Origin of the sequence: Novosphingobium pokkalii, assembly GCF_014652855.1 — a bacterium.
Taxonomy (GTDB): Bacteria; Pseudomonadota; Alphaproteobacteria; order Sphingomonadales; family Sphingomonadaceae; genus Novosphingobium; species Novosphingobium pokkalii.
Window position 1 is genome coordinate 68603 of the sequence record NZ_BMZP01000006.1, and the last position, 21329, is coordinate 89931.

The window sequence follows — 21329 nt, forward strand, 5'->3', positions numbered from 1 at the left end:
GCGGTGCTTGGCGCCCTTCGACAAGCTCAGGACAGGCCCTTTGACAAGCTCAGGACAGGCCCTTCGACAGGCTCAGTGCGAACGGAGGCATTTGAAATACCTCTGAAATCCGTTCGGGCTGAGCTTGTCGAAGCCCCGGGCCCGGCGCTTGCCCAAACTCAGTCGAAGTGCACGCGGTTGGCCAGGATCACCGCCTGGGTGCGGCTGAACACGCCGAGCTTTTGCAGGATGGCGGAAACGTGCGCCTTCACCGTGGTCAGCGACACATCGAGATCGTGGGCGATCTGCTTGTTGAGGCGCCCATGCACGAGGTGGTGCAGCACGACTTTCTGCTGCGGGGTCAGGCTGTCGATGCGCGTGCGGATCTGCGCTTCCTCGGCGCTGGCGGGGGTGTCTTCCAGGCCGGTGTCGGGAATGTAGATTTCGCCGGCCATGACCATGTGCAGCGCATTGACGATGCCGTCGCGCTTCATCGACTTGGGCAGGAAACCGGCCGCGCCGGCCGAAAGCGCTTCCTGCACCAGGGCGCGATCGAAGCTGCCCGAAACCATCAGCACCGGGACCATCGGAAAGGCCTCGCGCAGTTGCACCAGGCCGGACAGGCGCGTGGCATCGGGCATGTTGAGATCGAGCAGGACCAGGTCGCACTCGCCATGTTCGGCAAGCACGGTGCAGGCTTCCTCCACCCCGGCGGCCTCGAGAATGTCGCAGGCCTCGAACGTGATCGCCAGAAGGCTGCGCAACCCATCGCGCACCAGCGGGTGATCGTCGACAACCAGGATGCGTTCGGGCGTGGCATTGGCCATGGCCGCACTATCGGCCGGCCGTGGCGAAATGCAAGAGGGGGCCGCCACGAGCCGAACCCGCAGCGGTGTGCGGAGCCCGCCGCCTTCCCCGGCAGGCCCCGCAACGGCCCGGGGCACTGTTCCCAGCGCCCCGGTGAAGGGCAGGGGGCGGGAAGCCCCCCAGCTTCCGCCCCGGCCCATCATGACTTGGGCAGCTTGAACACCCAGAGCGCGCCGCCCTGGCTGATTTCCTTGAAGGTCTTGGCCACTTCACCGCCCCACAGCGGCACCGCGCCACCCCAGCCGGACATGACAGCGACATATTGCTCGCCATCCTGTTCCCAGGTGATCGGCGAACCGACCACGCCCGAGCCGGTGTTGAACTTCCACAGTTCCTGGCCGGTCTTGGCGTCGAAGGCCTTGAGGTACCCTTCGGGCGTGCCGGTGAACACCAGGCCGCCGGCGGTGGTCATCACGCCGCCCCACAGCGGGGCCTTGTTCTTGTATTCCCACACGATCTTGCCGGTCTTGGGGTCCATGGCACGCAATGCGCCGATGTGATCCTCGGCAATCGGCTTGATCGTGAAGCTGGCGCCGAGATAGGCCGCGCCCTTCTTGTAGGCGATCGGCGTGTTCCAGATGTCCATGCCCCAGTCGTTGGACGGGATGTAGAACAGGCCGGTCTGGTCCGAATAGGCCATCGGCATCCAGTTCTTGCCGCCCAGGAACGAGGGGCTGGCAAACACCGTCTTGCCCTTGGCCTCGCTGCCGCCGGCCATGTCCGGCGCGCCGGGGCGGTTGTCGTCGATATAGTTGGGGCGGCCGGTCTTGGCGTTGAAGCCGTTGGCCCAGGTCGTCTGCATCACGAACTTGCTGGCGCTGATGAACTTGCCGTTGGTGCGATCGAGCACGAAGAAATAGCCGTTGCGATCGGCCTTGGCGCCGAGCTTCATCGCCTTGCCGTTGATCGTGGCATCGAAGGGAATGAATTCGTTCACCCCGTCAAAGTCCCAGCCATCGTGCGGCGTGGTCTGGTAGTGCCAGACGATCTGGCCATTGTCGGGGTTAATCGCCAGCGTGGAGGCGGTGTATAGGTTGTCGCCCTGGCGCAAGTGGCTGTTCCACGGCGCCGGGTTGCCGGTGCCGAAGAAGATCAGGTTGGTTTCCGGGTCATAGGTGCCGCCCAGCCAGGTGGCGCCGCCGCCGGTCTTCCACAAGTCGCCCGGCCAAGTGGCGTTGAGCTTGCCGGTCATGCCGTTGGGCTGTCCGCGCAGGGTGCCCATGTGGCCTTCGATCACCGGCCGCGTCCACACCAGCTCGCCGGTGTTGACATCGCGCGCCTCGACCACGCCGACCGCGCCGAATTCACCGCCCGATACGCCGGTGATGACCAGGCCCTTGACGATCAGCGGCGCGGCGGTCTGGCTGTAGCCGGCCTGGTAATCGGCCACGGTCTTGTTCCAGATGACCTTGCCGGTCTTGCGGTTGAGCGCCACGACATGGGCGTCGAGCGTGCCGAAGATGATCTTGTCGCCATAGATCGCAGCGCCACGGTTGACCACGTCGCAGCAGGGCATGATGCCGTCGGGCAGGCGGGCATCGTATTCCCACTGCTTTTCCCCGGTGCGCGCGTCGAAGGCGAAGACGCGGGAATAGGAGCCCGTGACATAGATCATGCCGTCATAGACGATTGGCTGCGATTCCTGGCCGCGCTGCTTTTCCCCGCCGAGCGAGGCGGCAAAGGCCGGCACCATCTTGGCCACGTTGGCGGTGTTGATCTGGGCAAGCGGGCTGAACCGGTGCGCCTGCGGCCCCATGCCATAGGTCAGCACATCGCCGGTGGTGGTGGCGTCGGCCATCAGGTCCGCGTCGCCAGGGCCAGCGGCTGGCCCGTCCGCCAGGGCCGGCGCTGCCACCATCAGGGCCAGCGCGCAGGCGGCCGTCGCCTTGAGAAATCCCTTCATCATCACACCTCCGGTTGATCGTTGCGGCCTCTCGCACGGGCCGGTCACGTTGAGTTGATTCTGGGGGCAGATGGTGGGTTTGCTGCGGCCGGTGCCCCCCCCTGCCCCGCCCACCTTGTGATACAGACCCTATTCCATCGCGCGGGCCGGGCAATTGGACCTTGGCACTAGGTTTGCTGCGGATGGCTGGTGCAGCATGGCGTGGCGCTGGTGCTCCTTCGACAGGCTCAGGACAGGCCCTTCGACAAGCTCAGGGCGAACGGAAAACCGAGCAGATTCGGCGGCGCTCTCCCCTCCTCTTCAGAGGAGGGGTCGGGGGTGGTGCGAAGCCTTGTGCCAGGTTTCCACCACCCCCCAACCCCCTCCTCTGAAGAGGAGGGGGAGTGAAAGGCCCGCCCGAGGCCGGCTAACCTACCCCGCCAACGGCGCCTGCCAAGCCACGCCATAAGGCTGGCACAGCGCGGCCAGGCGGCCATCCTTCTGCATCTGGCCGACGATTTCTTCCAGCGCATCACCCAGCGTGCGGCTGGCTTCCTTCACCGCCATGCCCACGTCCCAGCCGGGGCTGGTCATCATCGGCAGCGGCCCCTTGCGGCGCGCAAAGCCCTTGCCTGCATCTTTCAGGCCATATTCCAACTGGGCATTGGTCGCCATGGCGGCGTCCGCCTCGCCCTTGACCAGCGCCGAAACGGCCGAAGCGCCATTGGGATAGTGCGTCACATCCCTGGCCAGAGCGCCGCCGAACTGGCCCATCAGGTAGTAATCGGGGATCGTGGCCACTTCCACGGCCAGCTTGTGCCCCTTGAACGCCACCGGCAGACCTTCGCATTCGAGGCCCCTGCCCGTGGCGCAGGCCAGCCCGAAGCGCTCGCGCGCATAGGGTGCAACGATCGCGACCTGGTCCTGCTGCGCAGCAAAGGCCGGATCGAACGGCACGTGCAGCATGACATCGGCCGCCTGGAAGCCCAGCAAGCCGCCCCGCCAGACGGCGTTGCGCAGATCATCTTCCACGCTTTCGCCGGCGGGAAAGATCGCCAGGTCTGCTTTCACGCCCAGGGCTGCGGCCAGGGCCCGGCCCAGATCGGCATCGATCCCCTTGATCTGGCCGCCTTCTTCCCACGACCACGGCGCGTTGTCCTGATAGATCGCCACGCGCAGCATGCCGTTGGCCTTGACCTTGGCCAGGGGTGCTGCCTCGACAGCGCGGGGCAGAACCATGGCGGCGCCTAGGCCGGCGATCATGGCGCGGCGGGTCAGCGCCACGGCTTATTCCTCGTGCACGGTTTCGAGCCAGGCGCGAATCGCCCAGCCGGCCTTCTGCCCCAGGATCTCGCCCATCGGCGGCATGTAGACCTTCCCGTCTCGCACCGAGCCGTGGTGATAGCGCTGCACGAACCATTCGTCTCCGGAATCGCCCAGCTCCAGATAGCGCAGATCGGGGGCGATGCCGCCGGAAATGGCATCGATGCCATGGCAGCGCGCGCAGTTCTGGGCATAGGCATGCTGGCCGATCTCGATCGCCTTGGCATTGCCGCGATAGGGATTGTGCTGCAACCAGGTGTCGTTGTTGGGCTGGATATCGGGCAGCGCGGTCGTGTCCACTGGCTGGGGCGTGACATCGCCATGGGCCAGAAGATGCGTGGCGCCGGCAAGGGCAAAAACCCCGGCTGCCGCGCTCAGCGCCAGTCGTCCGGTGAACTTCATCGCATCCATCCCTTTCCCAGTGTTTATCGTCTGGCCATGGTGTGAACCATGCAGAGGCTTGGAGAAATTGACCTTTGGTCGAATGCCCATGCGCGCACGGGGCGGATAACGTGTTGGCCTGGAAGAGGATGATAGCGATGCGCTCGATTGCATGCGCGGCCCTGGCCGCATTCGCCGCGATAGTGCCCCTGGCCGCCGCGCAGGCACAGACCGTCTATGTCAGCAACGAGCGCGGCAACACGATCAGCGTGATCGACGGCGCGACGGCCAAGCCCATCGCCACCTGGCCGGTGGGCGAGCGGCCGCGCGGCATCACCTTGAGCAAGGACGGCCGCTTCGTGCTGGTCTGCGTGAGCAACGACAACGCGGTGAAAGTGATCGACCGCCAGACCGGCACAATCCTGCGCGAGATCGGCGCCGGGCAGGACCCGGAGCAGTTCTTCCTGAGCCAGGATGGCAAGACCGTGTTCGTGGCCAATGAAAACGACGCCGCCGTCAGTGCGATCGACCTCGCCAGCGGCCGCGTGGCGTTCCAGGTTTCCGTCGGCAAGGAACCCGAAGGCATCGCGCAAAGCCCGGATGGCCAATGGCTGGTGGTGACTTCAGAGGAAGACAACGCGGTAAGCTGGATCGACCTGGCCACGCATCAGGTGGTGTCGACGATGGAGACCGAAAAGCGCCCTCGCCACGTGGAATTCACCGCCGATGGCAAGGAACTGTGGATCGCCGCCGAAGTGGGCGGCGTGGTGCAGATCGCCGATCCCAAGACCCGCGCGATCACCGCCACGATCCACTTCGCGATCCCGGGCGTGCAGGATTACAAGATCATGCCCTGCGGCATCCGCTTCACCCCCGATGGCAAGACCGCCGTGGTCGCGCTGGGCCGCGCCGACCGCATCGCCGTGATCGACGTGGCCAGCCGCACGGTGAAAGCCACGATCCCGGTGGGCAAGCGCGTGTGGCACCTGGCGCTCAACGCCGATGGTACGCGGGCCTATACCGCCAACGGCCTTTCGAACGATATTTCGGTGGTGGACCTGGTGGCAGGCAAGACCGTGGCCACGGTGCCGGCGGGGGTGGCACCCTGGGGGGCGGTGGTGGGGGATTGATGGGGCGGAATTGGGGTTGATAGATTTTTATGCGGTCGTTCCGGATACGGTGCTCTTGTAGACTGCGAATTTTGCCATTCAACGTCAAAGCAGGACCCCGGATCAAGTCCGGGGTGACGTTAAAACATTAAGATCAAAAAACTTTCTCGTCACCCCGGACTTGATCCGGGGTCCTGCTCAGTGGTTTGAGCCAAGGCAGCTTGCCCTCCCTTTCCTGACCTTCCAACGGTTACGCATCAAACCTCGGTTACAGCCGTTCGGGCAGCATAATTGATTTCGCGCAGAGGCGCCGAGAAAATGTCATCTCGGCGCCTCTGCGCGAAATACCATTTTTCAAATTTTTGAGCCGCTGCCATTGCCATGCAAATGGCGTCGCTGAACCTCGTCCGTAGACGGGTTGACGAGCAATCCTTGCGCTTTGGCGTTGGTGATTGCTCGGCGCAAGAAGCCGACATGCCCCCTCCGACAGCCCTGCGGGCTGCCACCTCCCCCACGATGTGGGGGAGGACCTCTTAGTTCCTTGGAACGAGAACCATAGTCCAATTTCGCGCTGACGCGGCCCGGCGCATCGTTTGATCCTGCCCTTTGGGGCAAGAAAACGATGGCAGGGGATGGACAAATGAAGGCTCACAAGGGGCTGGCGGGCACGATGCTCGCCACGACGATTGCACTCGGGATCACGCTGGGCGCCACGCCCGCCATGGCCGGCACTTCGGCCGCGCTGCTCAAGCGACTGCACGAAAAGGGCATCCTGTCCGACGAGGAATACCAGCAATTGCTGCGCGAGGACGAGGCCGAGAACGCTGCGCCTGCGCCTGCGCCAGCCGCCGCGCCGGCCCCTGCGGCCGCGCCGGCCCCTGCGGCCGCGCCCGACAGCGACCGCTTCGTGCGCCGCACGGCCAGCGGCGTGGGCCTCGAAGTGGGCGACGTGACGCTCAGCTTCTCCGGTTCGGTCAACGGGTTCTATGTGCACGACAATCCGCAGACCGCCTCGGCCCGCACGGCGGTGACCGGCGGCATTGCCAATGTCGGAGGCAACAGCACCTCTTCGGTGCGCAACGGCCTGCTGCCCGGCTTCCTGAAAGTGGAGGCCACCACGCACCAGGGCGGCTGGGACGTGGGCGCACACTTCGGCATGTATCCGGGCATCAACAGCGCGGCCTGGGGCGCGCTGGGCGCGAACAATGGCGGGCAGCCGACCGCGCTGGCCACCGCCGGCATCGATTTCCGCCAAACCTACCTGACCTTCGGCCGCGCCGGCTTTGGCGAAGTGAAGATCGGGCGCGACATCGGCCTGTTCGGCTCCGACGCGATCCTGAATGACATCACGCTGCTGTCTTCGGGTGCGCCGGGCGGCAATGTGGCCCCGGCCAACACCACGCTGGGCCGCATCGGCTCGGGCTATATCTACACCGATTTCCAGCCGCAGATCACCTATACCACGCCTTCGCTTTCCGGCTTCAAGGCAGCGTTCGGCGTGTTCCAGCCGCTCAGCTCGCTGACCGGCCCGGCCGAGCAGAACGGCAGCCCCGGCTTCCAGGCCAAGCTGACCTACGACGGCAAGGTCGGGCCGGTGGGCGCGCACCTGTGGGTCTCGGGCATCACGCAAAAGCATGACACCCTCAACCGCACGCTGGCCTATACCGGCAAGGGCCTGGACCTGGGCGCCAAGCTGACCGCCGGCCCGGTCACGGCCGTGGGCTATTACTACACCGCCTCGGGCCTGGGCACGACCGTGCTCAACCTGTTCGACAGCGATGGCCTGGGCCATGCGCGCGACAGCCACGGCTTCTATGCCCAGGCCATGGCCACGTTCGGCAAAGTCTCGGTCGGCGGCAGCTATGGCGAAAGCCGGCTGAACTTCGCCAATGCCATCGATGCCGCCACTACGCCCACGCTGGTGGCCAAGAACAGCAGCTATGTGGGCCAGGTCCGCTATGGCCTGACGAGCTGGGTCACGCTGATCGGCGAATATGTCTCGGCCAAGGCGCAGGCCCACAACGGAAACAGCGCCAAGTCCGACACGCTGGCGCTGGGTGGCATCCTGTTCTTCTGATCGGCCCTTTACCCGGAACCCGATCAACCACGTCCCGGCGCTTGCTCTCCAGGCGCCGGGCCTTGGCCGGCCAGCCCAATTCCCCGGGCTGGCCGGCCTTTTGTTTTGCGAATTGGGCCATGCAGCAAAAAGGGCCAGGTGGCGCATGACACCCAGCCCTGCCCGGTTTGCGATCCGGAAAGAAAGCTATTTCAGGCTGGTGAGATAGCCGACCAGTTCGGCCCGCTTGGCCGGATCTTTCAGGCCGGGGAACGCCATCATGGTATTGGGCACCAGCGCGCGCGGATTCTCGATCCACTTGTCGAGCGTGGCGGCATTCCAGGTCAGGCCGGATTTCTTGAGCCCATCGGAATACTTGAACCCAGCGGCATGCGTGCCCGCCTTCTTGCCGACCACGCCATAGAGATTGGGGCCGATCTTGTTGGGGCCGCCCTTGGTGGCATCATGGCACACCGCGCAGCGCGCCCAAGTGGCCGGCGCCGGCCCGGCATGGGCAGTGCCGGCGATCAGCAGTGCGGCGGCGAGCGCCGGGGCAAGCGCAGGAACATTCAGGCGTTTCGACATAACTTCTCCACTCCACGGTCTCTTTCCGCCAGCCCTGCCACGATGCCCGCTCGGCCGATATTGGACTATTGGTCGAACCGGGCGCTCATTTAGTTGGTTGGTTAATTGACAAGAGCCATGCCGTGCTGGCAGACTGCCGCGCAAACACGGACAGAGGATGGCCGCCGCGATGATCAAGACCCGCTTTACCGAACTGTTCGGCGTGGAGCACCCGATTGCCCAGGGCGGGATGCAGTGGGTCGGCACGGCGGAGCTGGTTTCGGCCGTGGCCGAGGCCGGGGCGCTGGGCTTCCTCACCGCGTTGACCCAGCCGACGCCCGAGGCGCTGGTCAAGGAAATCGCCCGCTGCCGCAGCATGACCGACAAGCCCTTCGGCGTGAACCTCACGATCCTGCCTGCCATCACGCCGCCGCCCTATGCCGAATATCGCCAGGCGATCATCGAAAGCGGGATCACGGCAGTGGAGACCGCCGGCCATCGCCCTGACGAGCATGTCGCCGCGTTCAAGGCCGCCGGCGTCAAGGTGATCCACAAGTGCACGGCGGTGCGCCATGCGCTTTCCGCGCAGCGCATGGGTGTGGATGCCATTTCGATCGACGGCTTCGAATGCGCGGGCCACCCCGGCGAGGACGATATTCCCGGCCTGATCCTGATCCCCGCCACGGCCGAAAAGGTGACGATCCCGATCATCGCCTCGGGCGGTTTTGGCGACGGGCGCGGGCTTGTCGCCGCGCTCGCGCTCGGCGCCGAGGGGATCAACATGGGCACCCGCTTTTGCGCCACGCAAGAAGCGCCGATTCACGATGGCATCAAGCAGGCGATCGTCGCCAACGACGAACGCGCCACGGCCCTGCTGTTCCGCAGCTATCGCAACACGGCCCGCGTCGCGCGCAACAGCGTGGCCGAGGAAGCGGTACGGATCGAGCGCGAAGGCAACCCGTTCGAGGCGATCGCCCACCTCGTGAAAGGCGCGCGCGGCCGCGAGGGACTGATCTCGGGCGATCCCGAGCATGGCATCTGGACCGCCGGCATGGTCCAGGGTCTGATCCACGACGTGCCCACCGTGGCCGAACTGGTCAGCCGCATCATTGCCGATGCAGAGGCGATCATGACCCGCCGGATGGGCGCCATGCTGGCCGCGCCGGCGGTGGCCTGAACCGGCGCCGGCCGGCAAGCTGTTGACAAATCGGGCGGCGAGGCCCATATGACGCGGTGCTGGCGGCGTAGACCCGCGCCCGGCCGACATTCGAACGCCTTGGCAAGCTTGTCTTGCTGTTGTTTCGGATTGCCCCATCCCGCTGTAACGAACGCTGTGATCCTGCGTTTCCCGACGGATGGGCCGTTTCGCGAAATCGAAACATCGGCGCTCTAGCATCCCCCACGGAACAGCGATTCCCTGGCCGCCTTCTCAAGGTGTGTGTGGCGCGCGGATGGATGGCTCCATCCTGCTGCTCTGCCTGCACAAAAGACCGGCCAGGCGTTGAACCAATTGCTCATGACCTCATTGTGAGGCCTGTGCGCCCCGCGCTGGATCGGATCGGGCCGATTGCCCACCCGACCGGCCCGCGCAGATGCCTCGCGACGCCCTGATTCAAGAAACAGAGACAAGATGAATACGACTTATTCCCATACCCCCACCAAGCTACATACCCCCCACGGCCTGCCCGCAACCCCGCGCGTTGCCCGTGTCACCCGCGCTCCGGGCATTCTCAGCCGCCAGGAACTGCGCGACGCCGTCGCCCAGATGGTGGGTTGACCTGATAGTGGGCTGATTCCGGCGGCGGCCAAGCCGCCGCCCGACCTTTCTCTTCAGGCCTGGATCGACACGGCAGCCACGTCCGGCTTGGGCTGTGGCAAGCGAAACGGAAAACCCGGCTCGCGCGCCACGCTTTCCACCGCATCCCCGCCGATCACGGCCCCGCTTTCCGTCACCACGCGGAAAATGCTGCGATCCTGCGTGTCCCAGCGCAGCAGCATGAGCATGATCTTGGCGAGGGCTTCGGGCCGCACACTGCCGATGCGCTGAAACCCACTGACACGGGGAGCAAGCCCCTCGTCCGGGGGCGTCCATTCCAACCACGCCAATTCAGTCCAGTTTCTGTCCATCGTTTCCTCGAAGGCTGGCGACAAGAAGGGCTCGCACAACCCGGGAAGGATTGGCGAGGACGCAACATTTCTTGTTGTTTTCCGGACACTTCCTTAAGGCAATTTACGAAAGTTAACAATCCTCCAATTTGGGTATGAACGGCCCACCAGACCGGCACGCGCGTCGGTTCTCCGCAGCAGCCAGGGCACGAGAGAGGAATAACAATGTGATACAAGACAGCCAGCAACCGCTGAGCGGGCACGAGCCAAGAACGGCCTAAAGAGGCCGGGCCGCTGCGCAAGGCGTTCTGGGCGGAGGTGGTGAGCCCTGCTGGATTCGAACCAGCGACCTACTGATTAAAAGTCAGTTGCTCTACCGACTGAGCTAAGGGCCCCCGTGGCGCCGCGTGGCGCGTGGTTGGTGCGCTCACCTAGGGGCGGGGCGGCGGCGGGTCAAGCGGGAAGCCAGGTGTTTTGTGGCCAAACCTGTGAGCGGGTCGCGCCAGTCCGGGGCGATGCGCATGGCCGGGCCCATCACGAAGGGGCGCTGGCGGCAGGCTGGATGGGGAATCACCAGGTTGGCGTGGATATCGGCCAGCGCCCCGCCCGACCACAGCACGATATCGAGATCGAGCGTGCGCGCCCGCCACGGGGCGCCGCGGCGGACGCGGCCGAAGCGGTGTTCCAGGCCTTGCAGGCGGGCGAGCAGTTGCGCCGGCTCGAGCGGCGTGGTGATCACCGCGCAGGCATTGGCATAGCGGCGGCGCGATGGGCCGAGCGGCGCGCTGGCGATGATCGGCGAGAGTGCCCTGACCGCGAGGCCCGCATCGTCGAGCGCGCGCGCCGCCGCGCGCAGCACCTGGGCCGGGGCACCGTGGCGCGCATGGCGCACGTTGGAACCCAGGGCGATCAGGTACTGATGCGGCGGGGCGGCGGCAGGGGCCATCGCGCGGTCAGATATCCTGCGCCAGGCGCGTGTAGAGTTGCGGGCGGCGATCGCGGAAGAAGCCCATGCCGGCGCGATGGCGCGCGGCCGCAGCGAGATCGAGCGTGGCGACCAGCACGCCGCTTTCCGCCGCGCCGTATTCGGCCAGGAAATCGCCCCATTCGTTGGCGATGAAGCTGTGGCCGTAGAAGGCCTGGTCGTTTTCCTCCACGCCGATGCGGTTGGCGGCGACCACCGGCATGCAGTTGGACGCGGCATGGCCGAGCATCGCGCGGCGCCAGACGCGGCTGGTGTCGAGATCGGCGTCGTAGGGTTCGCTGCCGATGGCCGTGGGATAGAACAGCACTTGCGCGCCCATCAGGGCCATGGCGCGCGCGCACTCGGGATACCATTGGTCCCAGCACACGCCCACGCCGATGCGCGTGCCGAACACGTCCCACACCTTGAACCCGGTGTTGCCGGGGCGGAAATAATACTTTTCCTCGTAGCCCGGGCCATCGGGAATGTGGCTCTTGCGATAGGTGCCCATGATCTCGCCATCGGCATCGATCATCGCCAGGGTGTTGTAATAGTGCGGCCCTTCCCGCTCGAAGAAACTGGTGGGAATGGCGATGCCCAGGCGCTTGGCCAGCTTCTGCATGGCCTTGACCGAAGGATCGCTGTCCAGCGGATGGGCCAGGGCAAAGCGCGCTTCGTCCTCGGTCACGCAGAAATAGGGGCCGGCAAAGAGTTCGGGCGGCAGCACCACCTGCGCGCCTTGCGCGGCAGCCTGCTCCACCAGGGCGGAAACGGCGGCGATGTTGTCTGCCGCATCGGGCGAGTTGAGCGCGAGCTGGAGCGCGGCCACGGAAAGCTGGGTCATGGGCCAGCATCTATGCGCTTGGGCGTGTCAATTCAACGACAGCGGCCAATTCGCCCGCAAGAGCCAATTCGCTTGCAAGAGGATGACAGGCGCGCAGGCCGTTCCTATCTGGGCGGCAAATCTTGCAGAAAGGGTTGTTTATGGCGCAGGCCATTCTTGCCGGCGGCTGCTTCTGGTGCACCGAGGCGGTGTTCCGCGATGTCATCGGCGTGTCCAACGTGGAGAGCGGCTATATCGGCGGCACCACCGAAAATCCCACCTACAAGCAGGTGTGCAGCGGCACCACCGGCCATGCCGAGGCGATCCGGGTGACCTTTGACCCCGCGGTGATCGACTATGGCCAGTTGCTCGACATCTTCTTTGCCACCCACGATCCAACGCAGCTCAACCGCCAGGGCAACGATGTGGGCACGCAATATCGCTCGGCGCTGTTCCCGCTGGACGAAGCGCAGGAAAGCGAAGCCAGCGCGGCGATCGCGCGGGCACAGGCCGAGCGCGATGCGCCGATCGTGACCAGCATCGAGCCGGTGGCGCCGTGGTATCCGGCCGAGGACTATCACCAGGAATATTGGGAAGGCGAAGGCCAGCGCAATCCTTATTGCCTGGCGGTCATTCCGCCCAAGCTGATGAAATTGCGCAAGAGCTTTGCCGCCAAGGTGAAGGGGTGAGGACGGCGCGGTAATGCGCGGTTGAGTGCGGTTTCGCACCACCCCCCGGCCCCCTCCTCTGAAGAGGAGGGGGAGATTTTCCACTATGGGTGGGTGGGTTTCTCGTCGGCGTAGATGGCCACTTGCGGCGCCTGCTTGCTGCTGACCGAGCCGCGGAACATGCCGGCGGTGTTGAGCGCGAAGCCGACATGGCCATCGCGGTCCATCGCGATCAGGCCACCATCGCCGCCGATCTCGGCGATTTCGTCGATGGTGTCCTGCGCGGCTTCGGCCACGCTTTCGCCGCGCCAGGCGATGCGGTCGCAGACCTGGCGACCGGCGGATTGCCGGATGAAGTATTCGCCGGTGCCGGTGGCGGAAACGGCGCAGGTGTTGTCGATGGCATAGGTGCCCGAGCCGATCAGCGGGGTATCGCCGATGCGCCCCCACCGTTTGCCGGTCAGGCCACCGGTGGAGGTGGCGGCGGCGAGATGGCCATGCACGTCACGCGCCACGGCGCCCACCGTACCATAGCGATGCTCGGCTCGCGGCGTGGCATCGAGCACGCGCGGAGAGAGAGCGCTGACGTGCTCCTTCTTCCAGTCGAGATAGTCCTGCCAGCGCTTGGCGGTGAAGAAATACTTGGGATCGACCTGCTCGATGCCCTGTTCTCGGGCGAACTGGTCGGCCCCTGCCCCGGCCAAGAGCACATGGCGCGAATGCTCCATCACCGCGCGGGCGGCACGGACCGGGTTCTTGGTGGTGGTAAGCTGCGCCACGGCGCCGGCTTCCCCGGTGCTGCCATCCATGATCGCGGCATCGAGGTAGTTCTTGCCCTCGGCATCGAACACCGCGCCGCGCCCGGCGTTGAACTGCGGATCGTCTTCCAGCACGCGCACCGCCGCTTCGACGGCATCGAGGCTCGACCCACCGGCCTTGAGCACGGCGGAGCCAGCCGCCAGCGCGGCGTTGAGCCCGGCGCGATAGGCCGCGTCTTCGGCCGGCGTCGTTTCCCCGCGCGGCGCAGCGCCGGCGCCGCCGTGGATGGCGAGCGACCAGCCCGCATCGGCCGGATAGGGCACGCCGGAAAGCCGGCCGCCCTTGACGCTGGCCGTGCCGGCAAAGGCGGGGGCAGTCACGCGCAGCGTGTTGAGGTCCAGCGTGCTGCCGGGCCCGATGCCGGTGACCTGGATCGCCGCCCAGTCGAGCGACTGGCCGGGCTTGGCGACGGGCGCACCCGCGGGCTGGACCAGCCAGGCATAGGTGCCTGCCGGGCCTTTCAGCCGGGCCAGCCCGGCGCCATCGACAATCAGCGAGGCGCCTTCGTCCACGCCGAGGCCGATCGCGGCCTTGTCGGCCGTGGTGGCGCGGGTCTTGGCGACGAAGGCGACGAGGCGGCCAAGCCGGTCGCGTCGGGTGAAGTGGGTGTCGGTGACGACATGGGCCATGCGCGGCAGGTGAAGGAAATCCTCCACCATGGTCACGCCCGCCCCCAGCGGATCGCGCAGGGCCGGGCCGGACGTGGCGCTGCCACCGTCCATCGCGCCATAGACGTGACCGCCCAGGATGGCGAGGCCGGCGCTGGTACCGCCGATCGGGCGGCCGCTGGCGGCCAGCTTGTCGAGCGCGACGGTGAGCGGCGTGCCCTGCCAATAACGGACATAGCGGGCCTGGTCCCCGCCGGCGATGTAGACGCCATCGGCCTTGGCCACGGCATTGAGCACGACCGGATCGCTGGCGGCCTTGCGATCATCGAACACGAAGGTTTCCACCGAGGTCACGCCGCCGATGCTGTGCATGAATTCATCGCCGGCATCGCCCGCGCCCGAGGCACGCAGCACCACGATATGGCCGTGCCCGGCCTGGGCGACGAACCAGCGGAAGGCCTGCGTATCCCACTCACCGCCGCCGGCGAGCAGCAGGCCGGGGGCCACCTTGGCCGGGGTGGGCGCGGCCAGATCGCCGATGACATAGCGGGTATAGCCAGCCTCCGAAGCATGGGCCGCGCCGCTGCCGATCAGCGCGAGCACACCCGACACTGTGATCAACCCCCTGCGCCAAAACTGCATTTTCAAACCCTCATTTTGCCGTCTGCCGCTGTGGTTAGCGTGTAACAGTTGCGATTGATACTGAATTAATTGGCGATTTGACGTTGCAGATGCCTGTCATTTGCAATCATAAGCAAGCCATCGAAGCGCGATCACAGGGGGCTGTCAACAATGCGCATGTCAAGAGCTTGGTTGGTTGTGGGTGGAGCATGGAGCGCCTTGGCCATGGCCGGAGCGGGCCAGGCGCAGCAAGCGACGCCCGCGATCACCGCCCTTCCTGCCACACCTGACACCGGCACCCAGACGCCGCCCGAAAGCGCGATCGTGGTGCTGGGCAGCCGCATTCCGCGCGTGGAACTGGAAGGGCCGGCGCCGGTTACCGCCGTGACCGCGCAAGACATCCTGCGCAACGGCTATCAATCCGTGCCGGACCTGCTGCGCGCGCTGACGCAGAACGGTGGCGAGACGCAGAGCCAGCAATCGGGCAACGGCGCCGCTTTCACGCCCGGCGCGCAGCAGGTGGACTTGCGCGGGCTCGGCCCCAACCACACGCTGGTGCTGGTCAACGGGCGGCGCATTGCCGATTTCCCGCTGCCATTCAACGGGCAGAGCAACTTCACCGACATTTCCAACATCCCCGTGGGCCTGATCGAGCGGGTGGAAGTGCTGAGCGGCAGCGCTTCGGCCATCTACGGCTCCGACGCGATTTCGGGCGTGGTCAATTTCCAGCTCAAGAAAAGCGTCGACGGCACGCGCATCGACTATCGCTATGGCGACACGCAGCACGGCGGCGGCGCTTCGCATCGCCTGACGCTGACCACCGGGTGGAATGCCGGAGCGTTTCACGGCGTGATCGGCGTGGAAGGCCTCTATCAGAAGCCGCTGTGGCAATACCAGCGCGCGCGGCAGGATTCGGTGCTGGATGATCCCACCGGCGGCCTGGCGCGGCGCACGTTCCTGCGCACCGACGAATATACCGATTACCTCGATCCCGGCGCGGCGACCTGCGCCAGCCTGTCGGGCCTCAACGGCGGGAGCACGATCTACACCAGCCGCCCGCGCTATGGCGCCGATGGCGGGCCGGGCTATTACTGCGGATCGAACAGCTCGATCGCCTATGGCACGATGATTTCGGAACGCAAATCGGTCAATGCCTTCGGCGCGATCGGGCTGGACCTGCCCAATGGCATGGAACTGTTCACCGACTTCCAGGCGAGCTACAGCAAGGTGGCGCTGCTGCCCGACGTGCTGACCTGGTATTACGAGACCGCCGACGGCAACCAGGAGGGCACGTTCTACAACACGCTGATGCCCACCAGCCTCAATTCCACCAAGCTCGACAACTGGTATCGCCAGTTCACGCCCGAGGAAATGGGCGGTTTGCAGAACGGGATGACACGCAATCGCTCGATCAGCTTCACGATCACGCCTGGCCTGCGCGGCAAGTTCGGCAAGAACCAGGCCTGGGCCTATGAGCTGTCGTTCAACCACTCGGAATACCGCAGCAAGGTTTCCTTCCCGCAAGTGGTGATTTCCAAGGCCAATGCCCTGTTCCTGGGGCAGCAGCAGGGCGTGGACGAAGACAGCGGCTATGCCGTGTTTTCGGCCGACCCGACGCGGCTCTACACCCCGCTGACCACAGCGGAATACAATTCGATCACCGAAAACGCGATCTACAAGCCTCGCTCCTATACCGACAACCTGGCGTTCAGCCTGACCAACGGCGAAGTGCTGCGCCTGCCCGCCGGGCCGGTGGGCGTGGCGCTGGTGGGGGAATATGGCGGCCAGGGCTATGACCTGCGGCCCGATCCCAAGGCGCTGGAGCACTATTACGTCGGCCTGACCGACAGCGACGGCAAGGGCAGCCGCCGCCACTGGGCACTGGGCGGCGAATTGCGCGTGCCGGTGCTTTCGTTCCTGCAACTGTCGGGCGCGGCGCGCTATGACCACTTCCACGTGGTGGACAACAGCTTTGGCAAGGCGACCTGGAACCTGGGCGCCGAACTGCGCCCGACCAGCCGCCTGCTGCTGCGCGGCGCCATGGGCACCGGCTTCCGCGCGCCGGACCTGCACTATGTGTTCTCCGGCAATGGCGACACCCACCCCGATGGCATCGACTACCTGACCTGCCGCCGCGAGAACGCTGGCGCCAGCTACAGCGATTGCGACGACTATGAAGTGGGCATCACCAGCCACCGCACCGGCAATCGCCAGCTCAAGCCTGAAACCAGCCGGTCGATCAACGCCGGGGTGTTCTGGCAGCCCGATCGCAGTGTCGACCTCTCGGTCGATTACTTCAAGGTGACGCTGGAAAACCAGGTGCTGGACCTGAGCAAGGACGAGCTGCTGCGCCGCGAATCCGATTGCGTGCTGGGCGAAACGGCTTCGGGCTCGGCGGTCAACGCCAGCTCACCCACCTGCCTCGATGCCATCGCCCGCGTGCAGCGCTATGCCTCTGGCGCGTTTGCCGGGCAGTTGCAGGGGGTCTATGTCAACCCGATCAACGTGGCACGCGAGCAGACCGACGGGATCGACGTGGCGTTCCACTGGCGCGCGCCGGAAATCCGGGGTCTGGGTTTCCTCAGCTTTGCGCTGGGCTATACCTATGTGTTCAACCACACGTTCCGCCAGTACCAGGGCGACGCGCTGATCAACAAGCTGGCCTACGACAGCGGCTATGACATCCCGCGCGACAAGGGCACGGCCAGCCTGACCCTCGTCAACGGCCGCTTCACCACGACCTTGCAGGGCCAGCGCCTGGGCCGCCTGCCCAATTACGACGAGAACGCCTATATCGACGCGACGACCACGTTCAATCTGTCAGCGCAGTACAAGCTGACCGACTACCTGCAACTGTCAGGCACGGTGACCAACCTGTTCGACACCAGCCCGAACGTGGACCCCACCTATGGCAGCTATCCCTATTATGACATCTCGTGGTTCGATGGCGTGGGGCGCAGCTTCTTCGTGCAACTGACGTGGAAGCTGGGCGGCAAGGGCCTGTAACGAACCGCGTCCAGTGAAAAAAGGCCCAAAAAAAGGGCAGGGTGTCGTGGCACCCTGCCCTTTGTGTTTCACCCACTCAGCGGCAGATGCGCACGCGCTCGTGATGGCGCCAGACGATGCGGCAATCGCGGTAATAGCCGCGACGCTCCCAGCGGGCGCGGTCCCAGCGATGGCTTTCCCAGCGGCGGTGCTCCCACCCCCTCTGGCCCCACCCACGGCGATCCCAGCCGCGATGATCAGGCCCGCGCTGTTCCCAGCGGTGGCCGTGGTCCCAGCGGTCAGGGTGGGCCTCTGCGGCAGTCGGCACGAGCAGGGCGGCAGCAAGTGCCGCGCCCGCGATCTTGGTCAGTTTGGCAAACATGGTTCTTCCTCCGTCAGGTCCTCAACGTGAAGAAGGAATGTTTGCGCGTTTCAGAATGTTCCCCGTCTGAACGGCTCGGTGGACCAGCGTTCAGGATCTCGGCTGCCGGATCGTTACCCGCACTGCCCGCGATGCAGCAGCTTCTGGTCGGCCAGGACCAGCGCCATCATCGCTTCCACCACCGGCACGCCGCGAATGCCCACGCAAGGGTCGTGGCGGCCCTTGGTAAACAGCTCCGTCGCTTCGCCCTCGCGGGTGATCGTGGGCATCGGAGTGAGGATCGAGGAGGTCGGCTTGAACGCCACCCGCACGGTCACCGGCTGGCCGGTGGAAATGCCGCCGGCAATGCCACCGGCGTGGTTGGCCAGGAACTGCGGCCCGGCGTTGCGCCCGTCATCGGCCGGGCGCATCGGATCGGCATTGCCTTCGCCGGTGTTGGCAGCGGCGGCAAAGCCATCGCCGATTTCCACGCCCTTAACCGCGTTGATGCCCATCATCGCATGGGCAAGCTCGGCATCGAGCTTGGCGTAGAGCGGCGCGCCCCAGCCAGCGGGTACGCCCGTGGCCACGCATTCCACCACGGCGCCGAGCGAGGAACCGGCCTTGCGCGCCTGGTCCACCAGGCCTTCCCAGCGCGCGGCAGCCTGGGCATCGGGGCAGAAGAAGGGGTTCTGGCCAATCTGCGCGGCATCGAAATTGGCCATGTCGATGGCATCGCCGCCGATCGCGCTGACCCAGGCGAGGATCGTCACTTCGGGGATCACCAGCCGCGCCACGCCGCCGGCCGCCACCCGCGCGGCGGTTTCGCGCGCGGAAGAACGCCCGCCGCCGCGATAGTCGCGAAAGCCATACTTGGCATCATAGGCATAGTCGGCATGGCCGGGGCGATAGGCCTTGGCCACTTCGGAATAGTCCTTGGAGCGCTGGTCGGTGTTCTCGATCAGCAAGCTGATCGGCGTGCCGGTGGTGCGCCCCTCGAACACGCCGGACAGGATCCTGACCTGGTCGGGCTCCTGCCGCTGCGTGGTAAAGCGCGACTGGCCGGGACGGCGCGCGTCGAGATAGGGCTGGATCATGCCTTCGTCGATCGCCAGCCCCGGCGGGCAGCCATCCACCACGGCGCCCAGCGCCGGCCCATGGCTTTCCCCCCAGGTGGTGAAGCGGAACAGGTGTCCGAAGGAATTGATGCTCATGGCGCCCGGCTCTGTCCCAAGCCGTGGCAAATGTCCACCGCTTGGAGTCGGTCAGAACTCGTCCCAGTCTTCGCCACCTACCACCTTGGCCGGAGCTGGCGGCGGCGGCGGCGGCGGCGGTGGCAGGGCCGGGGCCGTGTCAGGCGGCGTGGACACGCGCACCACTCGTGGGCCGGGCACATTGCGCGCGATGCCCTGGATGACCACGCCGCTCAGCGAATCGCGGCGATCCTCGGGCCGCCCCTGGGCGCGGGTTTCCACGTTGCGCGTGCGGAAGCTGCCGACCAGTTCCGAAAGCTTGGCCGCCTCGGCCGCAAGCGCGCGGGTGGCGGCGCTGGTCTCCTCGACCATCGCGGCGTTCTGCTGGGTGGCGCGGTCCATCTCTCCCACCGCATCGTTGACCTGGCCGATGGTATGGGCCTGGCCCTCCACCGTGCCGGAAATGTCAGCGACCACGCCGTTGATCGCGCCCACCCGGTCCAGGATCAGCCCGAGGATGTCACCGGTTTCGCGCACCAGCGCCACGCCATCGGCCACATGCGCGCCCGACTTCGCGATGAGTTCCTTGATGTCCTTGGCCGCGTCCGCACTGCGCTGGGCCAGAGCGCGCACTTCGGTGGCGACCACGGCAAAGCCCTTGCCGGCATCCCCGGCGCGCGCCGCTTCCACCCCGGCGTTGAGCGCGAGCAGGTTGGTCTGGAACGCAATGCCGTCGATCACCCCGATGATCTGGCTGATTTCCTGCGACGATCCCTCGATCGCAGCCATCGCGGTAACAGCGCGGGTGACCACTTCACCGCCTTCGCTCGCCTGCTTGTGCGCTTCGGCCACCTGGCGGCTGACATCGCCGGCACGGCTGGCGGTGTCGCGCACGCCCGTGGTCACTTGGCGCACGGCGGCGGCGGTTTCCTCCAGCGTGGCGGCCTGGCGCACGTTGCGCTGGGCCAGGTCTTCGGCCGCGCCGCTGATTTCGCCCACGGTGCGCGCCAGCGAAGAGGCGCCCACCCGCACCGAGCCGAGCGCGCCGGCCAGCGTCGCCTGGGTCTGGTTGAACGTGGCGCGCAAGGGCTCGAAATCGGGCGCAAAGGGTTCGCTGATGCGATATTCCAGATCCTTGGCGGCCATCCGCTCAAGCCCCTTGGCCAGTGCCCCGACCACCTGTTCCTGGGCCGCATCGGTGTCCCGCTTGGCCAGCGCGGTCTGGCGGAACACGGCGGCCGCTGCCTCGATCTGCGCCACTTCGCTGCCCTGAGGATCGCCCACGATAGCCTGCGAATAGTCCCCGCCGGCCATGGCGCGCAGCATGGTGGTCACGCCGGACAGCGGCTGCACCACGTCATGCCGCACGTGGCGCACCACCCAGGCCACCGTCGCGGCCAGCAGGACGACCATCAGCAGCGTCACCCCCAGCCCCGCGTCCATCAGCCAGCGTGAGGCATCGCCATCGGCGGCGATATCGTCCTGCATCTGCAAGCCAAGCTTGTCCTGCACCTGCTGGAAAGCGTCGAACGCATCGGTAAAGGTCTGCTGCGCCCTGTGGAGATCGGTAGAGCCGGCGTTGATCTGCTCCACCAGCGCGCGCGCCGCCGCCGCATAGGCCTTTTGCCGCGTCTCGGTTTCGGCAAACAGGGCCTGCTCGCCGGCCTCGTGCGGCGCGGCGAAAACCTCTGCATAGGACTTTTCCAGCGCACCGATATCGGCCGCAAAGTTGTCCAGCTCCGCCTTGCGGGCCGTGGCATCGTTGCGTTGCACGGCATCCTTGATGCGGAACACGTCGCTTTCGCTCGCGTCGTGCTTCATGTCGCCATACATCTGCGTGCGCAGCACCCAGGCGGACGTGGCCAGGTGGCGCGCATGGCGCTGCATCATCACTTGCAACGAGGTGGACACGGCAATCTGCACCAGGCAGATCGCCACCAGGGCGCCGACGCAGCGCATGACGCTCTGCCGGATCGAGACTGGCTTGGCAAAAAGCATGCGGATTTCTCCCGAGACAGGA

General features: G+C 66.0%; 18 protein-coding genes and 1 tRNA gene. 6 read left to right on the forward strand and 13 right to left on the reverse strand.

Features of this window, described 5'->3' with window-relative positions; all coding sequences use genetic code 11:
* Positions 1–158: 158 nt before the first annotated feature.
* The 4 genes from IE191_RS07965 to pedF all read right to left on the reverse strand — a co-directional run bounded on the left by IE191_RS07965 (position 159) and on the right by pedF (position 4453).
* A complete protein-coding gene (locus IE191_RS07965) occupies positions 159–806 on the reverse strand; it encodes a response regulator (protein WP_191323846.1) in 648 nt (215 codons plus the stop codon).
* A gap of 179 nt (positions 807–985) precedes the next feature.
* Positions 986–2752 carry a methanol/ethanol family PQQ-dependent dehydrogenase gene (locus IE191_RS07970; RefSeq protein ID WP_373299265.1) on the reverse strand — a complete coding sequence of 589 codons (1767 nt, stop codon included), beginning with the start codon at positions 2750–2752 and terminating at the stop codon, positions 986–988.
* A 408-nt stretch (positions 2753–3160) separates the two neighbouring features.
* On the reverse strand, positions 3161–4006 hold the full coding sequence (locus IE191_RS07975; protein WP_373299272.1) for a substrate-binding periplasmic protein: 846 nt from the start codon (positions 4004–4006) through the stop codon (positions 3161–3163).
* 9 nt (positions 4007–4015) lie between these two features.
* Positions 4016–4453, reverse strand: coding sequence for a cytochrome c-550 PedF (gene pedF, locus IE191_RS07980; RefSeq protein ID WP_191323847.1), 438 nt, complete (start codon positions 4451–4453; stop codon positions 4016–4018).
* A gap of 137 nt (positions 4454–4590) precedes the next feature.
* Here pedF and IE191_RS07985 point away from each other — a divergent pair, with 137 nt between their 5' ends.
* Together IE191_RS07985 and IE191_RS07990 are read left to right on the forward strand one after the other, a co-directional pair.
* Positions 4591–5562 carry a PQQ-dependent catabolism-associated beta-propeller protein gene (locus IE191_RS07985; RefSeq protein ID WP_191323848.1) on the forward strand — a complete coding sequence of 324 codons (972 nt, stop codon included), beginning with the start codon at positions 4591–4593 and terminating at the stop codon, positions 5560–5562.
* Between the two features lie 619 nt (positions 5563–6181).
* Entirely contained in the window at positions 6182–7618 is a 1437-nt protein-coding gene (locus IE191_RS07990; RefSeq protein ID WP_373299266.1) for a porin, read from the forward strand.
* A gap of 186 nt (positions 7619–7804) precedes the next feature.
* Here IE191_RS07990 and IE191_RS07995 read toward each other — a convergent pair whose 3' ends face one another.
* Entirely contained in the window at positions 7805–8182 is a 378-nt protein-coding gene (locus IE191_RS07995; protein WP_229815188.1) for a c-type cytochrome, read from the reverse strand.
* A gap of 169 nt (positions 8183–8351) precedes the next feature.
* Here IE191_RS07995 and IE191_RS08000 point away from each other — a divergent pair, with 169 nt between their 5' ends.
* Positions 8352–9338 (forward strand): NAD(P)H-dependent flavin oxidoreductase, encoded by a 987-nt coding sequence (locus IE191_RS08000; protein WP_191323849.1) that lies wholly within the window; start codon positions 8352–8354, stop codon positions 9336–9338.
* A 453-nt stretch (positions 9339–9791) separates the two neighbouring features.
* Positions 9792–9938: a hypothetical protein gene (locus tag IE191_RS21025; RefSeq protein ID WP_229815189.1), complete on the forward strand. Its 147-nt coding sequence runs from the start codon at positions 9792–9794 to the stop codon at positions 9936–9938.
* A 53-nt stretch (positions 9939–9991) separates the two neighbouring features.
* Here IE191_RS21025 and IE191_RS08005 read toward each other — a convergent pair whose 3' ends face one another.
* The 4 genes from IE191_RS08005 to aguB all read right to left on the reverse strand — a co-directional run bounded on the left by IE191_RS08005 (position 9992) and on the right by aguB (position 12075).
* Positions 9992–10258: a hypothetical protein gene (locus IE191_RS08005; protein WP_191323850.1), complete on the reverse strand. Its 267-nt coding sequence runs from the start codon at positions 10256–10258 to the stop codon at positions 9992–9994.
* A 328-nt stretch (positions 10259–10586) separates the two neighbouring features.
* Positions 10587–10662, reverse strand: a tRNA-Lys gene (locus tag IE191_RS08010).
* Between the two features lie 32 nt (positions 10663–10694).
* Positions 10695–11213, reverse strand: a complete 519-nt coding sequence (folK, locus tag IE191_RS08015) for a 2-amino-4-hydroxy-6-hydroxymethyldihydropteridine diphosphokinase (protein WP_191323851.1) — start codon at positions 11211–11213, stop codon at positions 10695–10697.
* Positions 11214–11220: 7 nt separating this feature from the next.
* Entirely contained in the window at positions 11221–12075 is an 855-nt protein-coding gene (aguB, locus tag IE191_RS08020; RefSeq protein WP_191323852.1) for an N-carbamoylputrescine amidase, read from the reverse strand.
* Between the two features lie 140 nt (positions 12076–12215).
* On the opposite strand from aguB, the gene msrA reads away from it, so the two are divergent.
* The gene (gene msrA / locus IE191_RS08025) at positions 12216–12743 is read left to right on the forward strand and encodes a peptide-methionine (S)-S-oxide reductase MsrA (protein ID WP_191323853.1); all 528 of its coding nucleotides are present in this window, start codon (positions 12216–12218) and stop codon (positions 12741–12743) included.
* Positions 12744–12826: 83 nt separating this feature from the next.
* Here the strand turns inward: msrA and IE191_RS08030 are convergent, their stop codons facing one another.
* Entirely contained in the window at positions 12827–14761 is a 1935-nt protein-coding gene (locus tag IE191_RS08030; RefSeq protein ID WP_229815190.1) for an isoaspartyl peptidase/L-asparaginase, read from the reverse strand.
* Positions 14762–14995: 234 nt separating this feature from the next.
* Between IE191_RS08030 and IE191_RS08035 the strand changes: the two genes are divergently transcribed.
* Positions 14996–17776, forward strand: coding sequence for a TonB-dependent receptor plug domain-containing protein (locus tag IE191_RS08035; RefSeq protein WP_191323855.1), 2781 nt, complete (start codon positions 14996–14998; stop codon positions 17774–17776).
* A 76-nt stretch (positions 17777–17852) separates the two neighbouring features.
* Here the strand turns inward: IE191_RS08035 and IE191_RS08040 are convergent, their stop codons facing one another.
* The 3 genes from IE191_RS08040 to IE191_RS08050 form a co-directional block, all read right to left on the reverse strand.
* Positions 17853–18137 (reverse strand): hypothetical protein, encoded by a 285-nt coding sequence (locus IE191_RS08040; protein WP_191323856.1) that lies wholly within the window; start codon positions 18135–18137, stop codon positions 17853–17855.
* Between the two features lie 113 nt (positions 18138–18250).
* Entirely contained in the window at positions 18251–19330 is a 1080-nt protein-coding gene (gene aroC / locus IE191_RS08045) for a chorismate synthase (RefSeq protein WP_191323857.1), read from the reverse strand.
* Positions 19331–19381: 51 nt separating this feature from the next.
* Complete coding sequence (locus IE191_RS08050; protein WP_191323858.1) at positions 19382–21307, reverse strand: methyl-accepting chemotaxis protein; 1926 nt, start codon at positions 21305–21307, stop codon at positions 19382–19384.
* Positions 21308–21329 lie beyond the last annotated feature (22 nt).